This is a genomic window from Enterobacter cloacae complex sp. IR5428 (assembly GCF_049238585.1).
Lineage (GTDB): Bacteria > Pseudomonadota > Gammaproteobacteria > Enterobacterales > Enterobacteriaceae > Enterobacter > Enterobacter intestinihominis.
Genome location: NZ_JBMKHV010000007.1, coordinates 82,883 through 100,755, shown reverse-complemented (window position 1 = coordinate 100,755; position 17,873 = coordinate 82,883). Strand labels below are relative to the sequence as shown.

At 54.6% G+C, this 17,873-nt stretch carries 12 protein-coding genes; 9 read left to right on the top strand and 3 right to left on the bottom strand.

Annotated elements, in window-relative coordinates; translation table 11 throughout:
* The first annotated feature begins 70 nt into the window (after window positions 1-70).
* The 9 genes from ACOTXC_RS12415 (at window position 71) to ACOTXC_RS12375 (ending at window position 13,445) form a co-directional block, all read left to right on the top strand.
* Window positions 71-3,754: a DNA translocase FtsK 4TM domain-containing protein gene (locus ACOTXC_RS12415; RefSeq protein WP_108367355.1), complete on the top strand. Its 3,684-nt coding sequence runs from the start codon at window positions 71-73 to the stop codon at window positions 3,752-3,754.
* A 127-nt stretch (window positions 3,755-3,881) separates the two neighbouring features.
* Entirely contained in the window at window positions 3,882-4,496 is a 615-nt protein-coding gene (gene lolA, locus ACOTXC_RS12410) for an outer membrane lipoprotein chaperone LolA (protein WP_108367356.1), read from the top strand.
* Between the two features lie 9 nt (window positions 4,497-4,505).
* Entirely contained in the window at window positions 4,506-5,849 is a 1,344-nt protein-coding gene (gene rarA, locus ACOTXC_RS12405) for a replication-associated recombination protein RarA (protein ID WP_022647619.1), read from the top strand.
* Between the two features lie 92 nt (window positions 5,850-5,941).
* Window positions 5,942-7,234 (top strand): serine--tRNA ligase, encoded by a 1,293-nt coding sequence (gene serS / locus ACOTXC_RS12400; protein WP_003858266.1) that lies wholly within the window; start codon window positions 5,942-5,944, stop codon window positions 7,232-7,234.
* 211 nt (window positions 7,235-7,445) lie between these two features.
* Window positions 7,446-9,884: a dimethylsulfoxide reductase subunit A gene (gene dmsA, locus ACOTXC_RS12395; RefSeq protein ID WP_421767716.1), complete on the top strand. Its 2,439-nt coding sequence runs from the start codon at window positions 7,446-7,448 to the stop codon at window positions 9,882-9,884.
* A gap of 10 nt (window positions 9,885-9,894) precedes the next feature.
* On the top strand, window positions 9,895-10,512 hold the full coding sequence (locus ACOTXC_RS12390; RefSeq protein ID WP_017384545.1) for a DMSO/selenate family reductase complex B subunit: 618 nt from the start codon (window positions 9,895-9,897) through the stop codon (window positions 10,510-10,512).
* 1 nt (window position 10,513) lies between these two features.
* Window positions 10,514-11,377, top strand: coding sequence for a dimethyl sulfoxide reductase anchor subunit family protein (locus ACOTXC_RS12385; protein WP_048966414.1), 864 nt, complete (start codon window positions 10,514-10,516; stop codon window positions 11,375-11,377).
* A 274-nt stretch (window positions 11,378-11,651) separates the two neighbouring features.
* Window positions 11,652-12,800 carry an MFS transporter gene (locus tag ACOTXC_RS12380; RefSeq protein ID WP_023305804.1) on the top strand — a complete coding sequence of 383 codons (1,149 nt, stop codon included), beginning with the start codon at window positions 11,652-11,654 and terminating at the stop codon, window positions 12,798-12,800.
* Between the two features lie 123 nt (window positions 12,801-12,923).
* Complete coding sequence (locus tag ACOTXC_RS12375) at window positions 12,924-13,445, top strand: anti-virulence regulator CigR family protein (RefSeq protein ID WP_048966413.1); 522 nt, start codon at window positions 12,924-12,926, stop codon at window positions 13,443-13,445.
* A 36-nt stretch (window positions 13,446-13,481) separates the two neighbouring features.
* Here the strand turns inward: ACOTXC_RS12375 and pflA are convergent, their stop codons facing one another.
* The 3 genes from pflA to focA form a co-directional block, all read right to left on the bottom strand.
* Window positions 13,482-14,222, bottom strand: a complete 741-nt coding sequence (pflA, locus tag ACOTXC_RS12370; RefSeq protein WP_003858250.1) for a pyruvate formate lyase 1-activating protein — start codon at window positions 14,220-14,222, stop codon at window positions 13,482-13,484.
* Between the two features lie 203 nt (window positions 14,223-14,425).
* Complete coding sequence (gene pflB / locus ACOTXC_RS12365; RefSeq protein ID WP_022647624.1) at window positions 14,426-16,708, bottom strand: formate C-acetyltransferase; 2,283 nt, start codon at window positions 16,706-16,708, stop codon at window positions 14,426-14,428.
* 51 nt (window positions 16,709-16,759) lie between these two features.
* On the bottom strand, window positions 16,760-17,617 hold the full coding sequence (gene focA, locus ACOTXC_RS12360) for a formate transporter FocA (RefSeq protein WP_017384832.1): 858 nt from the start codon (window positions 17,615-17,617) through the stop codon (window positions 16,760-16,762).
* Between the last annotated feature and the right edge of the window lie 256 nt (window positions 17,618-17,873).

Below are 17,873 nucleotides of genomic sequence, written 5' to 3'. Positions count from 1 at the left end.
CGGGGATACCCGGCGCTGTTGTCCGTTTTAGCACACAGGCAGGACATGCCTGATACCTGGAGAGCCTTTCTTGAGCCAGGAATACACTGAAGACAAAGAAGTCACATTATCTAAGCTAAGCAGCGGACGTCGTCTCCTCGAGGCGTTACTGATTGTTATTGCCCTTTTTGCCGTCTGGCTGATGGCCGCCTTACTCAGTTTCAACCCCTCAGATCCCAGCTGGTCGCAAACCGCATGGCATGAGCCTATTCATAACTTAGGTGGCGTTCCCGGTGCCTGGCTTGCGGACACGCTCTTTTTCATTTTCGGAGTGATGGCTTATACCCTTCCCGTCATCATTATTGGCGGATGCTGGTTTGCCTGGCGTCATCGACAGAACGACGACTACATCGATTATTTTGCCGTTTCGCTGCGCCTGATTGGCGCCCTGGCGCTGATCCTCACCTCCTGTGGGCTGGCGGCGATCAACGCTGATGATATCTGGTACTTCGCCTCCGGCGGGGTGATCGGCAGCCTGTTGAGCTCCGCGCTGCAACCGATGCTTCATAGCAGCGGCGGCACGCTGGCGCTGCTCTGTATCTGGGCGGCGGGCCTGACGCTGTTTACCGGCTGGTCCTGGGTGAGCATTGCTGAGAAGATCGGCAGCTTTATTCTGACGCTGCTGACGTTCGCCAGCAACCGTACCCGTCGTGACGATACGTGGGTCGATGAAGACGAGTATGAAGATGAGTACGAAGAGGAAGACGAGGCGCCTGTACAGCGGCGTGAATCTCGCCGCGCGCGTATTCTGCGCGGTGCTCTGGCGCGCCGCCAGCGCGTCGCTGAAAAATTTGCTAACCCGTTAGGCCGTAAAACGGATGCCGCGCTGTTCTCCGGCAAACGTATGGATGAAGACGAGCAGATTGAGTATCGCGGTGCGGCCGTCGACCCTGATGACGTACTGTTCTCTGGCCATCGAGCCACGCCGGGAGAGTATGACGAATACGATCCGCTGCTGAATGGCCACTCCGTGACTGAACCGGTAGCCGCTGCTGCTGCCGCAACGACGGCTGCGCAGGCCCATGTTGCGCCTGTTGAAGCCGTGATGCCGTCCTCGCCTGTTCCGGCACCGGAGTCCGCGATCCAGCAACCGCAGGTAGACTGGCAGACTGCGCCAGGCGTCCATACGCCTGAACCGACCATTGCACCTGAGCCTGAAAGTTATATTCCTGTGCAGCAGGAACAGTGGCAGCAAACGTATCAGCCGCCTGAGCCTGCCAGCGTGCCGCAACAACCGTATCAGGCTTATACGCCCGAACCCGCTGTACCTGAACAGCCATACGTTGCACCGGTGTCTGAACCCGAAGTGGTGGAGGAAGCGAAGCCATCCCGTCCGCCATTATACTATTTTGAAGAAGTGGAAGAGCGCCGCGCCCGTGAGCGCGAGCAGCTTGCCGCCTGGTATCAGCCCGTGCCCGAGCCGGTACAGGAGCCCATTGCAAAAGCGCCTACTGTAAGCGTTCCACCTGTAGAACCTACGTCAGCCGTCGCGTCGGGTGCTGAAGCCGTGAAGCAGGCAACGGCAGCCGCTGCCGCGTCCGCTCCGCTATTCAGCCCGGCAACCGACAGCGCCCCGCGTCCTCAGGTGAAAGAGGGCATTGGTCCACAGCTGCCGCGCCCTAACCGCGTGCGCGTACCGACTCGCCGGGAGCTGGCCTCTTATGGCATTAAACTGCCTTCCCAGCGTATGGCTGAAGAAAAAGCCCGTGAGTCCGAGTACGAAGATGATGCCGACGAACTGCATCAGGATGAGCTTGCGCGTCAGTTTGCTGCCCAGCAGAATCAGCGTTACGGCGAAGAGTATCAGCATGACGTGCCTTCACAGCATCACGTGCCTTCACAGCAGGACGACGATGATGCGGCCGAAGCGGAGCTGGCGCGCCAGTTTGCAGCAACGCAGCAGCAGCGTTATTCCGGTGAGCAACCTTCGGGGGCAAACCCGTTCTCGCTGTCGGATTTCGAATTCTCACCAATGAAAGATCTGGTGGATGATGGCCCAAGCGAACCGCTGTTCACGCCGAGCGTAATGCCGGAAGCGGAGCCGGTGCGTCAGCCGCCTGCACCACAGGCTTACGTGCAGCCGCAACAGCCGGCGCCGCAGGCGTATGCGCAGCCGCAGACACCTTCTCCACCGCCTCAGCCACAGTTCCAGCAGCCAGCACCACAGCCGCAGGAGAGCCTGATTCACCCGCTGCTGATGCGTAACGGAGACAGCCGACCGCTGCAACGACCAAGTACGCCGCTGCCGTCGCTGGATCTGTTAACGCCACCGCCAGCGGAAGTCGAGCCGGTGGATACCTTTGCCCTTGAGCAGATGGCCCGTCTGGTGGAAGCGCGTCTGGCTGACTTCCGCATTAAAGCGGACGTGGTGAACTACTCACCGGGCCCGGTGATCACCCGTTTCGAACTGAACCTGGCACCGGGCGTAAAAGCGGCGCGTATTTCTAACCTCTCCCGCGACCTGGCGCGTTCTCTGTCCACCGTGGCGGTACGCGTGGTGGAAGTGATCCCAGGCAAGCCTTACGTTGGCCTTGAGCTGCCAAACAAGAAACGCCAGACCGTTTATCTGCGTGAAGTTCTGGACAACACCAAATTCCGCGACAACCCGTCTCCGCTGACCGTGGTGTTGGGTAAAGATATCGCAGGCGATCCGGTGGTTGCCGATCTCGCGAAGATGCCGCACCTGCTGGTTGCGGGTACAACAGGCTCGGGTAAATCGGTCGGGGTGAACGCCATGATCCTCAGTATGCTCTACAAAGCGCAGCCTGAAGACGTGCGTTTCATCATGATCGACCCAAAAATGCTCGAACTGTCCGTCTACGAAGGCATTCCGCACCTGTTAACGGAAGTGGTTACCGACATGAAGGACGCCGCCAACGCATTACGCTGGAGCGTCAATGAAATGGAGCGTCGCTACAAGCTGATGTCGGCGCTGGGCGTGCGTAACCTGGCCGGTTATAACGAGAAAATCGCCGAGGCGGCGCGTATGGGCCGTCCGATTCCGGACCCATACTGGAAGCCGGGTGACAGCATGGATGCCCAGCATCCGGTGCTGGAAAAACTGCCTTACATCGTGGTGCTGGTGGATGAATTTGCCGACCTGATGATGACCGTTGGCAAGAAAGTGGAAGAGCTGATTGCGCGTCTGGCACAGAAAGCGCGTGCGGCGGGCATCCACCTGGTACTGGCAACGCAGCGTCCGTCCGTGGATGTAATCACCGGTCTTATTAAGGCAAACATCCCGACCCGTATCGCGTTTACCGTGTCGAGTAAAATTGACTCCCGTACTATCCTTGACCAGGGCGGAGCAGAGTCGCTGCTGGGGATGGGTGATATGCTCTATTCCGGGCCGAACTCCACCTCGCCGGTGCGTGTTCACGGTGCGTTTGTTCGCGACCAGGAAGTGCACGCGGTTGTGCAGGACTGGAAAGCGCGCGGGCGACCGCAATATGTTGACGGCATCACCTCTGACAGCGAAAACGAAGGTGGCGGCGGTGGTTTTGACGGCGGCGAAGAGCTGGATCCGTTATTCGACCAGGCGGTTAATTTCGTCACCGAAAAACGCAAAGCGTCCATCTCCGGCGTGCAGCGCCAGTTCCGTATCGGTTACAACCGCGCGGCGCGTATCATTGAGCAGATGGAAGCCCAGGGCATCGTGAGCGAACAGGGGCACAACGGTAACCGTGAGGTGCTGGCGCCACCGCCTTTTGAGTAATCTTCAGCGATTGCAAAGAAGGGTAAATCAGCAAAAATTAAGCATATTCTTCTGTCGCCTGCCTTCGGGCAGGTACAGAATAGAAACGGAACCCCCATATCGGGAAGACGTATTTTAAGGAATAACAATGAAAAAAATCGCCATCGCCTGTGCATTACTCTCCAGTTTTGTTGCCAGCAGCGTCTGGGCTGATGCAGCCAGCGACCTTAAAAGCCGACTGGATAAAGTGAGCAGTTTCCACGCCAGCTTCACGCAAAAAGTGACTGACGGCAGCGGCAACGCGGTGCAGGAAGGCCAGGGAGATTTGTGGGTAAAACGCCCAAATCTGTTCAACTGGCACATGACCCAGCCGGATGAAAGCGTTCTGGTGTCTGACGGTAAAACCCTGTGGTTCTACAATCCGTTTGTTGAGCAGGCGACCGCCACCTGGCTCAAAGACGCGACCAGCAATACGCCGTTTATGCTCATTGCCCGTAACCAGTCCAGCGACTGGCAGCATTACAACATCAAACAAAACGGTGATGAGTTCGTCCTGACGCCAAAAGGCAGCAACGGTAATCTGAAGCAGTTCACCATTAACGTGAGCAGCAACGGTACCATCAATCAGTTCGGCGCGGTTGAGCAGGACGATCAGCGCAGCAGCTATCAGTTGAAGTCTCAGCAAAACGGCGCCATTGATGCATCGAAATTCACCTTTACCCCGCCGCAGGGCGTAACGGTGGACGACCAACGCAATAAGTAAGAGGCATGAGTGAGCAACCTGTCGCTCGATTTTTCAGATAATGCGTTTCAACCTCTGGCCGCCCGTATGCGGCCAGAAAATTTAGCGCAGTACATCGGTCAGCAACATCTGCTGGCTGCGGGGAAACCCTTGCCGCGCGCTATTGAGGCGGGGCATCTGCACTCCATGATCCTCTGGGGGCCACCCGGCACCGGAAAAACCACGCTCGCTGAAGTGATCGCCCGCTATGCCAACGCGGACGTTGAGCGCATCTCGGCGGTCACGTCGGGGGTGAAAGAGATCCGCGAGGCGATCGAGCGGGCGCGACAAAACCGCAATGCCGGACGTCGCACCATTCTGTTTGTCGACGAAGTTCACCGCTTCAACAAGAGCCAGCAGGACGCCTTTCTGCCGCATATTGAAGACGGTACGATTTTCTTTATCGGCGCCACCACGGAAAACCCGTCGTTTGAACTGAATTCTGCTCTGCTCTCCCGGGCGCGCGTGTATCTGCTTAAATCGCTTACCACGGAAGATATCGAAAAAGTTCTGACGCAGGCGATGGAGGACAACGCGCGTGGTTACGGCGGACAGGATATCGTTCTGCCGGACGAGACGCGTCTTGCTATCGCCGAACTGGTTAACGGTGATGCCCGTCGTGCGTTGAACACGCTCGAAATGATGGCCGATATGGCCGAAGTGGACGATGCGGGCAAGCGCGTATTAAAGCCTGAACTGCTCACCGAAATTGCCGGTGAGCGCAGCGCGCGCTTCGATAATAAAGGCGATCGTTTTTACGACCTCATCTCTGCTTTACATAAGTCCGTGCGCGGCAGCGCTCCGGATGCGGCGCTCTACTGGTATGCGCGTATCATCACCGCCGGTGGCGATCCGTTATATGTCGCGCGTCGCTGCCTGGCGATTGCGTCAGAAGATGTCGGTAATGCCGATCCACGCGCCATGCAGGTCGCTATTTCCGCCTGGGACTGCTTTACCCGCGTCGGGCCTGCGGAGGGCGAGCGTGCCATTGCGCAGGCGATTGTGTATCTGGCTTGCGCACCGAAAAGTAACGCGGTGTATACCGCCTTCAAAGCGGCGATGTCGGATGCACGTGAACGTCCGGACTACGATGTGCCGGTTCATCTGCGCAATGCGCCAACCAAATTGATGAAAGAGATGGGTTACGGGCAGGAGTATCGCTACGCCCATGACGAACCCAACGCCTACGCCGCCGGCGAGGAGTATTTCCCGCAGGAGATGGCACAAACCCGCTATTATCACCCCACAAACAGAGGTCTTGAGGGTAAGATTGGCGAAAAGCTCGCCTGGCTTGCCGGACAGGATCAAAATAGCCCTATAAAACGCTACCGTTAGTTCAATCGTTGCGGTAATGTTGGCAATATATCTCTGTGGCCGCAGGCTGTGGTCACTTTTTCCTCTTTTAATTCGATAAGCACAGGATAAGCATGCTCGATCCCAATCTGCTGCGTAATGAGCCAGACGCAGTCGCTGAAAAACTGGCACGCCGGGGCTTTAAGCTGGATGTAGATAAGCTGCGCGCTCTTGAAGAGCGTCGTAAAGTTTTGCAGGTACAAACAGAAAATCTGCAGGCAGAGCGTAATTCTCGATCGAAATCCATTGGCCAGGCGAAAGCGCGCGGGGAAGATATTGAGCCATTACGCCTGGAAGTGAACAAACTGGGTGAAGAGCTGGATCAGGCGAAAGCTGAACTGGACGTTCTTCAGGCTGAAATTCGTGATATCGCTCTGGCGATCCCGAACATTCCTGACGACAGCGTCCCTGTCGGCAAAGACGAAAACGACAACGTTGAAGTGAAACGCTGGGGTACGCCTCGCGAGTTTGACTTCGAGGTGCGCGATCACGTGACGCTGGGCGAAATGCACGCGGGCCTGGACTTTGCGGCTGCGGTTAAGCTGACCGGTTCTCGCTTCGTGGTAATGAAAGGTCAGATTGCTCACCTGCATCGCGCGCTGGCGCAATTTATGCTGGATCTGCACACCGAGCAGCATGGCTACAGCGAAACCTACGTTCCGTATCTGGTTAACCACGATACGCTGTACGGTACAGGCCAGCTGCCGAAATTTGCCGGCGATCTGTTCCATACCCGTCCGCTGGACGAAGAAGCTGACAGCAGCAACTACGCGCTGATCCCAACCGCGGAAGTGCCGCTGACCAACCTCGTGCGTGATGAGATCATCGACGAAGACGATCTGCCAATCAAACTGACTGCGCACTCTCCATGTTTCCGTTCTGAAGCCGGTTCTTACGGTCGTGATACGCGCGGTCTGATCCGTATGCACCAGTTCGATAAAGTTGAGATGGTGCAGATCGTTCGTCCGGAAGAGTCTATGGACGCGCTGGAAGAGATGACAGGTCACGCAGAGAAAGTGCTGGAGCTGCTGGGGCTGCCATACCGCCGTATGGCGCTGTGCACCGGTGACATGGGCTTCGGCGCCTGCAAAACCTTCGACCTCGAAGTCTGGGTGCCTGCGCAAAACACCTACCGTGAAATCTCCTCTTGCTCTAACGTCTGGGATTTCCAGGCGCGTCGTATGCAGGCGCGTTGCCGCAGCAAGTCCGACAAGAAGACCCGTCTGGTTCATACCCTGAACGGTTCTGGTCTGGCGGTTGGCCGTACGCTGGTTGCCGTGCTGGAGAACTACCAGCAGGCAGATGGTCGTATTGAGATCCCTGAGGTGCTGCGTCCTTACATGAAAGGCCAGCAGTTCATCGGCTAATATTTTGCTGCAAAACAAAAAAGCGCCTCAGGGCGCTTTTTTTATATCTTTGATTTGATACGACGCAATATTCCCTCCCTCTAAAGTAGTAATACTCCTCCGAACGAAAGTTAGCATAAAACACCTGTAACGAAGGAATTCGTTATATATAAAACTACATAGCGGTATGCGCCGCCTCTCTTTTCTTTGTGAGCAACCAAAGTGAGTCTTTATGAAAATCAAAGCGCCTGAAGCGTTAATGGCTGCCGAGGTCACTCGCCGTGGGTTGATGAAAACCACGGCAATAGGTGGTCTGGCGGTTGCCAGCAGCGCCTTTACGCTTCCTTTTACCCGTCTGGCGTCGGCGGCTCTGTCTCCCGCTTCAGCCCCGGAAAAAGTGGTGTGGAGTGCCTGTACCGTTAACTGTGGTAGCCGTTGTCCCCTGCGTATGCATGTTGTGGACGGTGAAATCAAATACGTTGAAACCGACAATACCGGCGATGATAACTACGAAGGGTTACACCAGGTTCGTGCCTGTCTGCGTGGCCGCTCAATGCGCCGTCGCGTTTATAACCCGGATCGTCTGAAATATCCGATGAAGCGTGTCGGTAAGCGTGGGGAAGGGAAGTTCGAGCGCATTAGCTGGGACGAAGCCTACGATATTATCGCGACCAACATGCAGCGCCTGATCAAAGAATACGGCAACGAATCCATCTACCTGAACTATGGCACCGGGACGCTGGGCGGCACCATGACCCGCTCCTGGCCGCCGGGTAAAACGCTGGTAGCGCGCCTGATGAACTGCTGCGGCGGCTATCTCAACCATTATGGCGACTACTCTTCCGCACAGATTGCCGCGGGCCTGAACTACACCTATGGCGGCTGGGCAGACGGTAACAGCCCGTCGGATATAGAAAACAGCAAGCTGGTGGTGTTGTTCGGCAACAACCCGGGCGAAACGCGTATGAGCGGCGGTGGGGTAACCTATTATCTTGAGCAGGCGCGCGCCAAATCCAACGCACGTATGATCATCGTCGATCCGCGCTACACCGATACCGGCGCGGGGCGAGAAGACGAGTGGATCCCTATCCGCCCTGGTACCGATGCGGCGCTGGTCAATGCGCTGGCGTATGTGATGATCACTGAAAACCTCGTCGATCAGCCGTTCCTTGATAAATACTGCGTCGGCTATGACGAGAAGACGCTGCCAGCCAGCGCACCGGCTAACGGGCATTACAAAGCGTATATTCTTGGTCAGGGCAGCGACGGGGTAGCGAAAACCCCTGAGTGGGCATCCACCATCACCGGCATTCCAGTCGAACGTATTGTTCAGCTGGCCCGTGAAATTGGTTCAGCAAAACCGGCTTATATCAGCCAGGGCTGGGGACCGCAGCGTCACGCGAACGGCGAAATTGCCACCCGCGCTATTTCTATGCTCTCGATTCTGACTGGCAACGTCGGCATTCACGGCGGTAATAGCGGGGCGCGTGAAGGCTCGTATGAAGTACCGTTTGAACGTATGCCAACGCTGGATAACCCGGTTCAGACCAGCATCTCCATGTTTATGTGGACGGACGCGATCGAGCGCGGCCCGGAAATGACCGCGCTACGCGACGGTGTTCGGGGCAAAGATAAGCTGGATGTGCCGATCAAAATGATCTGGAACTATGCCGGTAACTGCCTGATCAACCAGCACTCAGAGATCAACCGCACCCACGAAATCTTGCAGGACGACAAGAAGTGCGAAATGATTGTGGTGATCGACTGCCACATGACCTCATCGGCGAAGTATGCCGATATTCTGCTCCCAGACTGCACCGCCTCTGAGCAGATGGATTTCGCGCTGGACGCCTCCTGCGGCAACATGTCCTATGTGATCTTCACAGACCAGGCCATCAAACCGCGCTTCGAGTGCAAAACTATCTATGAGATGACGTCCGAGCTGGCGAAACGCCTTGGCGTTGAGCAGCAGTTCACAGAGGGGCGTACTCAGGAAGAGTGGATGCGCCATCTGCACGAGCTCTCACGCAAAGCCATTCCAGACCTGCCGGACTTCGATACCTTCCGCAAGCAGGGCATGTACAAGCAGCGCGATCCGGAAGGGCATCACGTGGCGTATAAAGCCTTCCGCGACGATCCGCAGGCCAATCCGCTGACCACGCCGTCGGGCAAAATCGAGATCTACTCCGAAGAGCTGGCAAAAATTGCCGCAACGTGGGAATTGCCGGAAGGGGACGTTATCGATCCGCTACCGATCTATACGCCTGGCTTCGAAAACTACAACGATCCGCTGACGGAGAAATTCCCACTTCAGTTAACCGGTTTCCACTACAAAGCGCGTGTTCACTCCACCTACGGCAACGTTGACGTTCTGAAAGCGGCCTGCCGACAGGAGATGTGGATCAACCCGATGGATGCGAAAGCGCGCGGCATCAGTAATGGCGATCGCGTACGTATCTTCAACGGACGTGGCGAAGTGCATATCGAAGCTAAAGTGACTCCGCGCATGATGCCTGGCGTTGTCGCGCTGGGGGAAGGGGCCTGGTATAACCCGGATGCGAACCGTATCGATCAGGCGGGCTGCATCAACGTTCTCACTACGCAGCGTCCATCGCCGCTGGCGAAGGGCAACCCATCCCACACAAACCTCGTTCAGGTTGAAAAGGCGTAAGGAGTAACCGATGACAACCCAGTATGGATTTTTTATTGATTCCAGCCGCTGCACCGGGTGCAAAACCTGCGAGCTGGCCTGCAAGGATTATAAAGACCTGACCCCGGACGTCAGCTTCCGTCGTATTTATGAATACGCGGGCGGCGACTGGCAGGAGGATAACGGCGTCTGGCATCAGAACGTCTTCGCCTATTACCTGTCGATTGCCTGCAACCACTGCGAAGATCCGGCCTGCACCAAGGTCTGCCCGAGCGGGGCAATGCACAAGCGCGACGACGGTTTTGTGGTGGTGGACGAGGATGTCTGCATTGGCTGTCGCTACTGCCACATGGCCTGCCCGTACGGTGCGCCGCAGTATAACGCGGCTAAAGGCCACATGACCAAGTGCGACGGCTGCCACAGCCGCGTGGCGGACGGCAAAAAGCCCATCTGCGTCGAGTCCTGCCCGCTGCGCGCGCTGGACTTTGGCCCGATTGAAGAGCTGCGTAAAAAACACGGTCAGCTTGCTGCGGTCGCGCCGCTGCCGTCTGCGCACTTCACGAAGCCGAGTATTGTGATTAAACCTAACGCCAACAGCCGTCCGACGGGTGACACCACCGGCTACCTGGCAAACCCGAAGGAGGTGTGAGATGGGAAGTGGATGGCATGAATGGCCGCTTATGATCTTCACGGTCTTTGGGCAGTGTGTGGCAGGCGGGTTTATCGTCCTTGCGCTGGCGCTGTTAAAAGGGAACCTCAATGCTGAACAGCAGCAGCGTTTAGTGTTGAGCATGTTTGGCCTGTGGGTGTTGATGGGGATTGGGTTTATCGCCTCTACGCTGCACCTGGGCTCACCGATGCGCGCGTTTAACTCCCTGAACCGCGTAGGTGCCTCTTCGCTGAGTAACGAGATTGCCAGCGGCGCAATATTCTTTGCAGTTGGCGGGCTGGGGTGGTTACTGGCAGCGCTGAAAAAGCTGCCGTCAGGGTTACGTGCGTTGTGGCTCATCGTCACCATGGTACTGGGCGTTGTCTTCGTCTGGATGATGGTCCGGGTGTACAACACCATTGATACCGTTCCGACCTGGTACAGCGTCTGGACGCCGATGAGCTTCTTCCTGACCATGTTTATTGGCGGGCCGCTGCTGGGTTATCTGCTTCTGCGTGTAGCTGGCATTAATGGTTGGGCGATGCGCCTGCTGCCCGCGGTCTCGCTGCTGGCACTGGTCATCAGTACCGTTGTAGCGCTTATGCAGGGAGCGGAGCTGGCGACGATTCACAGCTCTATCCAACAGGCTTCGGCGCTGGTACCGGATTACGGTTCTCTGATGGCCTGGCGTGTGGTGCTGCTGACGGCGGCGCTGGTGTGCTGGATTGCCCCTCAGCTTAAAGGTTACGCGCCTGCGCTACCGTTGCTGTCACTGGCCTTTATGCTGGTGTTGGCAGGGGAGTTAATTGGTCGCGGCGTATTTTACGGTCTGCATATGACGGTCGGTATGGCTGTCGCCAGCTAAATTTAGATTTTGTTATAAAAAGCCGGGACATAGTGCCCGGCTTTTCTTTTTTCATTCATGAAATTTTTCGACTGATGTTTCGCTGTTAAAATTCCCGGAAATAAATAAAAACAAATAGATAATTAATATTGGTAGCAGGCTTTGCATTAGCAGGATGAGTTTTTTAAATCGACAAGGCGCATATCGTGCGTGACGCCTGAATCGGTGGATTGACTTTGTTTTTGCCAGTGGCATGATGCGCACGAAATCTGAACTTCCTCACGGTTTTTAATCCATGACCACCTATACCCGCCCGGTGCTTTTGTTGCTCTGTGGCCTGCTTTTGCTGACCCTGGCGATCGCGGTGTTGAACACACTCGTCCCGCTATGGCTCGCCCATGAAAACTTACCAACCTGGCAGGTGGGTATGGTTAGCTCGTCCTTTTTTACGGGCAATCTGCTGGGCACCTTATTAACGGGCAGCCTTATTAAGCGCTTTGGTTTTAACCGCAGTTATTATCTGGCGTCACTGATCTTTGCCGTCGGATGCGCCGGTTTAGGACTGATGGTCGGCTTCTGGAGCTGGATGGTCTGGCGCTTTATTGCGGGCGTTGGCTGCGCCATGATCTGGGTGGTGGTTGAAAGTGCGCTGATGTGCAGCGGCACGTCCCGTAATCGCGGGCGTCTGCTGGCGGCTTATATGATGGTTTACTACGTCGGTACCGTTCTGGGACAACTGATGGTCAGCAAATTCCCAACCGACCTGATGAGCGTTCTGCCATGGGTAACAGGGATGGTGCTGGCCGCAATTCTGCCGCTGCTCTTTACCCGTATCGTGAACCAGAGCAGTGAGCATCAGGAGGCCACCCACGTCTGGCCGATGCTGAGACTGCGCCATGCGCGCCTGGGGATTAACGGCTGTATTATTTCCGGGATTGTGCTGGGCTCGCTCTATGGCCTGATGCCGCTCTATCTCAACCATCAGGGCGTCAGTGATTCCGGGATCGGTTTCTGGATGGCGGTGATGGTCAGCGCAGGGATTGTCGGCCAGTGGCCGATTGGCCGCCTGGCGGACCGCTTTGGTCGTCTGCTGGTGCTGCGCGTCCAGGTTTTCGTGGTCATCATGGGCTGTCTCGCCATGCTCAGCAACGCCGCGATGGCGCCTGCGCTGTTCATTCTGGGGGCTGCGGGTTTTACGCTCTATCCGGTCGCGATGGCCTGGGCCTGTGAGAAAGTTGAGCATCACCAGCTGGTGGCGATGAACCAGGCATTGTTGCTGAGTTACACCATCGGCAGTTTACTGGGGCCGACTTTTACCGCTATGCTCATGCAAAATTACTCTGATAATCTGCTGTTTATCATGATCGCCAGCGTATCGTTTATTTATCTGTTAATGTTGCTGCGCAAAGTGGGCGAGCACCCAACGCCAGTGGCACATGCCTGATTAAATAAAAGCCTGTCGATGACAGGCTTTTTTGTCCCTGTCACATATAAGACTTTTACTTATTGTGAGTTTTTACTGCCTGGCGATAATTCAAATGAGTTCTACCACTAAAAGGCAGCAATCATGTCTACTCGTCGTTTTTCCACTACCGCACTTGCCGTAGTGTTGGCTTTAACGTTTGCAACGGCTCCGGCCATGGCTAATCCAGGAAACGGGAATGGCGGTGGTCACGGAAACGGTGGCGGACAAGGTAATAGCGGCAATCATGGTAACGGGAACGCTGGTAACCATGGTAATAAGCACAATACCGGCCAGGATAATCCAGGGAAATCGGATAAGAGCTTTAAAAACAGCAACGATATTGGTCATGATGTTGACGTCCGCGTGAGCTTCGATCATGCCCGCCATCTGGCACTGAATTACGGCTTAACGGGCTACGACTCTCTGCCTCCGGGTATTGCGAAAAACCTGGCGCGCGGTAAGCCACTACCTCCGGGTATTGCGAAGAAAACCGTGCCAGCCGATATGCTGGGTCAGCTTCCTTCTTATCCGGGCTATGAATGGCGCGTGGTGGGTGACGACCTGGTCTTAATTGCGCTGAGTACCGCGATTGTGACTTCCGTGATTAACGGCGTCTTTAAATAGAATATAAAAAGGCCCGGTTTTCACCGGGCCTTTTCGTTAATACATGACCTTGTGGCCATACTGCTCAAGAATACCTTTGACGCGCTCCATCGTCTCTTTTTTCGGCGGCTTCACGCCATCGAGCTTGTACTCTTCACCCATTGCCACCCATTTGTGTTTACCCAGCTCGTGATAGGGCAGGAGTTCAATTTTCTCCACGTTACCCATATCCCGGGTAAATTCGCCCAGACGATGTGCAGAATCATCATCATCTGACCAGCCCGGTACCACCACGTAGCGGATCCAGGTCTTGACGCCTTTGTTGGCAATGTATTTGGCAAATTCCAGCGTACGGTGGTTTGAGACGCCAACCAGATTCTGGTGGATCTCATCGTTCATCTGCTTGAGATCGAGCATCACCAGATCGGTCACTTCAAGCAGTTCATCAATAACCGGATCGTAACGGCGCACAAAGCCGTTGGTGTCGAGGCAGGTATGAATACCTTCTTTATGGCAGGCGCGGAACCAGTCGCGCACAAATTCAGCCTGAAGAATAGCTTCACCGCCGGATGCCGTCACGCCACCACCTGACGCGTTCATGAAGTGGCGATAGGTCACCACCTCTTTCATCAGATCCTCAACGGTGACTTCTTTACCGCCATGGGTGTCCCAGGTGTCACGGTTATGGCAGTACAGGCAGCGCATCAGGCAGCCCTGGAAGAAAGTGATAAAGCGGATCCCCGGGCCATCGACGGTGCCACAGGATTCAAAGGAGTGAATGCGACCAATAATTGACATTGCGGTGATATCTCCGAATTTGGCCCATCCGGGGGCCTATGTAGATGCACAGCTCAAAGGCTATGTCGAGTCTGTTTTGGCTGTTATCCATTAAGTATAGATAGCGGACAAAAGAGACTGATGAAGCGAGGGTGTTAAAAAGGCCCCACTTGCGTGGAGCCTTTATTGTACGCTTTTTAACGCGTGATTTCAGTCAATTCCACTTACATGGACTGAGTGAAAGTACGGGTGATAACGTCCTGCTGCTGTTCTTTCGTCAGGGAGTTAAAACGTACTGCGTAGCCAGATACGCGGATGGTCAGCTGAGGATATTTCTCAGGATGTTCCATCGCGTCGAGCAGCATTTCACGGTTCATCACGTTCACGTTCAGGTGCTGACCACCTTCAATGGACGCTTCGTGGTGGAAGTAACCATCCATCAGACCCGCGAGGTTAGTTTTACGCACTTCGTCGTCTTTACCCAGCGCGTTTGGCACGATAGAGAAGGTGTAAGAGATACCATCTTTCGCGTATGCAAACGGCAGTTTAGCAACGGAGGTCAGAGAGGCAACCGCACCTTTCTGGTCACGACCGTGCATTGGGTTAGCACCTGGGCCGAATGGCGCGCCAGCACGACGACCGTCTGGGGTGTTACCGGTTTTCTTACCATACACAACGTTAGAGGTAATGGTCAGAACAGACTGAGTCGGGATAGCGTTACGATAGGTAGTGAGTTTCTGAATTTTCTTCATGAAACGTTCTACCAGGTCAACCGCCATGTCATCAACGCGAGCGTCGTTGTTACCAAACTGCGGATATTCGCCTTCGATTTCGAAGTCGATAGCCAGACCATCTTCGTCACGAATTGGCTTAACTTTCGCATATTTGATTGCAGACAGGGAGTCAGCCGCAACGGACAGACCTGCGATACCACACGCCATGGTGCGAACGACGTCACGGTCGTGCAGCGCCATCAGAGAGGCTTCGTAGCTGTACTTGTCGTGCATGTAGTGGATGACGTTCAGCGCAGTGACATACTGCTTAGCCAGCCAGTCCATGAAGTGATCCATGCGCTCCATCACTTCGTCGAAGTTCAGAAGGTCGCCTTTGATCGGTTCAGACTTAGGACCAACCTGCATTTTCAGTTTTTCGTCAACGCCGCCGTTGATTGCGTACAGCATGGTTTTCGCCAGGTTTGCACGCGCACCGAAGAACTGCATTTGCTTACCAACAACCATTGGGCTTACGCAGCACGCGATAGCGTAGTCGTCGTTGTTGAAGTCCGGACGCATCAGGTCATCGTTCTCGTATTGCAGAGAAGAGGTGTCGATGGACACTTTAGCGGCGAATTTCTTGAAGTTCAGTGGCAGTTTTTCAGACCACAGAACGGTGATGTTCGGCTCCGGAGAAGGACCCATGGTGTACAGGGTGTTCAGGAAGCGGAAGCTGTTTTTGGTTACCAGCGTACGGCCATCTACGCCCATACCGCCGATAGATTCGGTTGCCCAGATTGGGTCACCAGAGAACAGCTCATCATATTCTGGAGTACGCAGGAAACGAACCATACGCAGTTTCATGACCAGGTGGTCAATCATTTCCTGAGCGTCTTGCTCGGTGATTTTGCCTGCTTTGATATCGCGTTCGATATACGCATCCAGGAAGGTGGATACGCGGCCGAAGGACATTGCTGCACCGTTCTGAGACTTAACCGCGGCCAGGTAGCCGAAGTAGGTCCACTGAATAGCTTCCTGAGCGTTGGTTGCAGGACCAGAGATATCACAGCCGTATTTAGCCGCCATCTCTTTGATCTGACCCAGCGCACGGTGCTGTTCAGCAATCTCTTCACGCAGACGGATAGTCGCTTCCAGGTTTACGCCGTTTTCCAGGTCAGACTGGAGAGAGACGAACTGCGCGTATTTGTCTTTCATCAGGAAGTCGATACCGTACAGCGCAACGCGACGGTAGTCACCGATGATACGGCCACGGCCATAGGCATCTGGCAGACCGGTCAGAACGCCAGATTTACGGCAGTTCAGAATGTCTTTGGTGTAAACATCGAATACACCCTGGTTATGGGTTTTACGGTATTCGGTGAAGATTTTTTTCAGCATTGGGTCCAGCTCGCGGTTATACGCTTTGCAGGAACCTTCAACCATTTTAATGCCACCGAACGGGATGATTGCGCGTTTCAGTGGTGCTTCAGTCTGGAGACCAACGATTTTCTCAAGGGCTTTGTTGATGTAGCCAGCATCGTGAGAAGTGATGGTAGAAGCAACGGAGGTGTCAAAATCAACTGGCGCGTGAGTGCGGTTTTCCAGTTTAACGCCTTCCATTACGCTGTCCCACAGCTTGGTGGTTGCGTCAGTTGCACCAGCCAGGAAGGATTCGTCACCTTCATACGGGGTATAGTTTTTCTGAATGAAGTCACGGACGTTGACTTCATTCTGCCAGTCACCTTTCGTAAAACCTTCCCAGGCTGTGGCTAACTTTTCATTAAGCTCGGACATGTAACACCTACCTTCTTAAGTGGATTTTTTATTTACTGCCTGAGACAACCATTAATGATGATCGCCGCCACGCAGGTAAATGACCCAGTATGTCAACCCAACTAACAGACCCCCACCGATAATGTTCCCGATAGTGACGGGGATCAGGTTATCAGTAATGAAATTCATAATAGTCAGGTGTGAAAAACTTTCCGGGGTTGAACCAACAGCAGTCCAGAACTCCGGGCTTGCAAAGTTGCGGATAACAATCCCCATCGGGATCATGAACATATTCGCAATACTGTGCTCAAAGCCGCTGGCAACAAACATCGCAACCGGCAGAACCATAATCATGGCTTTATCCATCAGGCTACGACCAGAGTAGCTCATCCAGACCGCCAGGCAGACCATCAGGTTTGCAAGGATGCCGAGAGCAACGGCTTCGATAAATGTATGGTGCATTTTGTGGTCGGCGGTTTGCAGGACGTTAAGCCCCCAGCCGCCGTTGGCGGTCATGTACTCGCCAGAAAGCCACATCAACAGAACAAAGAGCAGACAGCCAATCAGGTTGCCAACGTAGACGTTGAGCCAGTTGCGCCCCAGTTGACCCCAGGTAATTCTTCCGCTGGCTTTTGCCACAACAATCAGCACCGTTGAGGTGAAGAGGTCGGCGCCGCAGATGACGCAGAGGATCAGACCCAGTGAGAAGCAAATACCACCAATCAGTTTCGCTATGCCGAAAGGCATCCCGGCAGTGCCGGTGGTGGCTGTGATATAGAAGACGAAAGCGATGGAGATGAACACCCCAGCCGTAATGGCCAGAAAGAACGTCGTCATCGGATGTTTCGTTGCTTTGTAGACACCCGCTTCTTCGGCAACTTTCGCCATCGCAGCGGGGAGTAATAGATCAAAAGGGTTGTCAGCTTTCACACTAACTCTCTCTTTATTAAGTCGGCGACGAGATACTAACAAAGCATTATAGAAGAGAAATTGATATAGATCATATCTCGCCTGGCTTATAGGCCCGCAGTGTGTATGGTTTTACAGCAAAAGCGGAGTAAGTATTTGATTATCCGTATAAAAATAAATTTTAAAAGTTATGAAAAGAGTTGAATTTTTTCCTTCAGCCTCCCGTGGAACAGTTAATTAAAATGGAGTATTTATTAGAATTAGTAACAGTAAAGCC

What these genes read in the sequence shown, in the direction of transcription:
- lolA (WP_108367356.1), top strand. Translation starts at nt 3,882, where the DNA reads ATGAAAAAAATCGCCATCGCCTGTGCATTACTCTCCAGTTTTGTTGCC.
- serS (WP_003858266.1), top strand. Translation starts at nt 5,942, where the DNA reads ATGCTCGATCCCAATCTGCTGCGTAATGAGCCAGACGCAGTCGCTGAA.
- dmsA (WP_421767716.1), top strand. Translation starts at nt 7,446, where the DNA reads ATGAAAATCAAAGCGCCTGAAGCGTTAATGGCTGCCGAGGTCACTCGC.
- ACOTXC_RS12390 (WP_017384545.1), top strand. Translation starts at nt 9,895, where the DNA reads ATGACAACCCAGTATGGATTTTTTATTGATTCCAGCCGCTGCACCGGG.
- ACOTXC_RS12385 (WP_048966414.1), top strand. Translation starts at nt 10,514, where the DNA reads ATGGGAAGTGGATGGCATGAATGGCCGCTTATGATCTTCACGGTCTTT.
- ACOTXC_RS12380 (WP_023305804.1), top strand. Translation starts at nt 11,652, where the DNA reads ATGACCACCTATACCCGCCCGGTGCTTTTGTTGCTCTGTGGCCTGCTT.
- ACOTXC_RS12375 (WP_048966413.1), top strand. Translation starts at nt 12,924, where the DNA reads ATGTCTACTCGTCGTTTTTCCACTACCGCACTTGCCGTAGTGTTGGCT.
- pflA (WP_003858250.1), bottom strand. Translation starts at nt 14,222, where the DNA reads ATGTCAATTATTGGTCGCATTCACTCCTTTGAATCCTGTGGCACCGTC.
- pflB (WP_022647624.1), bottom strand. Translation starts at nt 16,708, where the DNA reads ATGTCCGAGCTTAATGAAAAGTTAGCCACAGCCTGGGAAGGTTTTACG.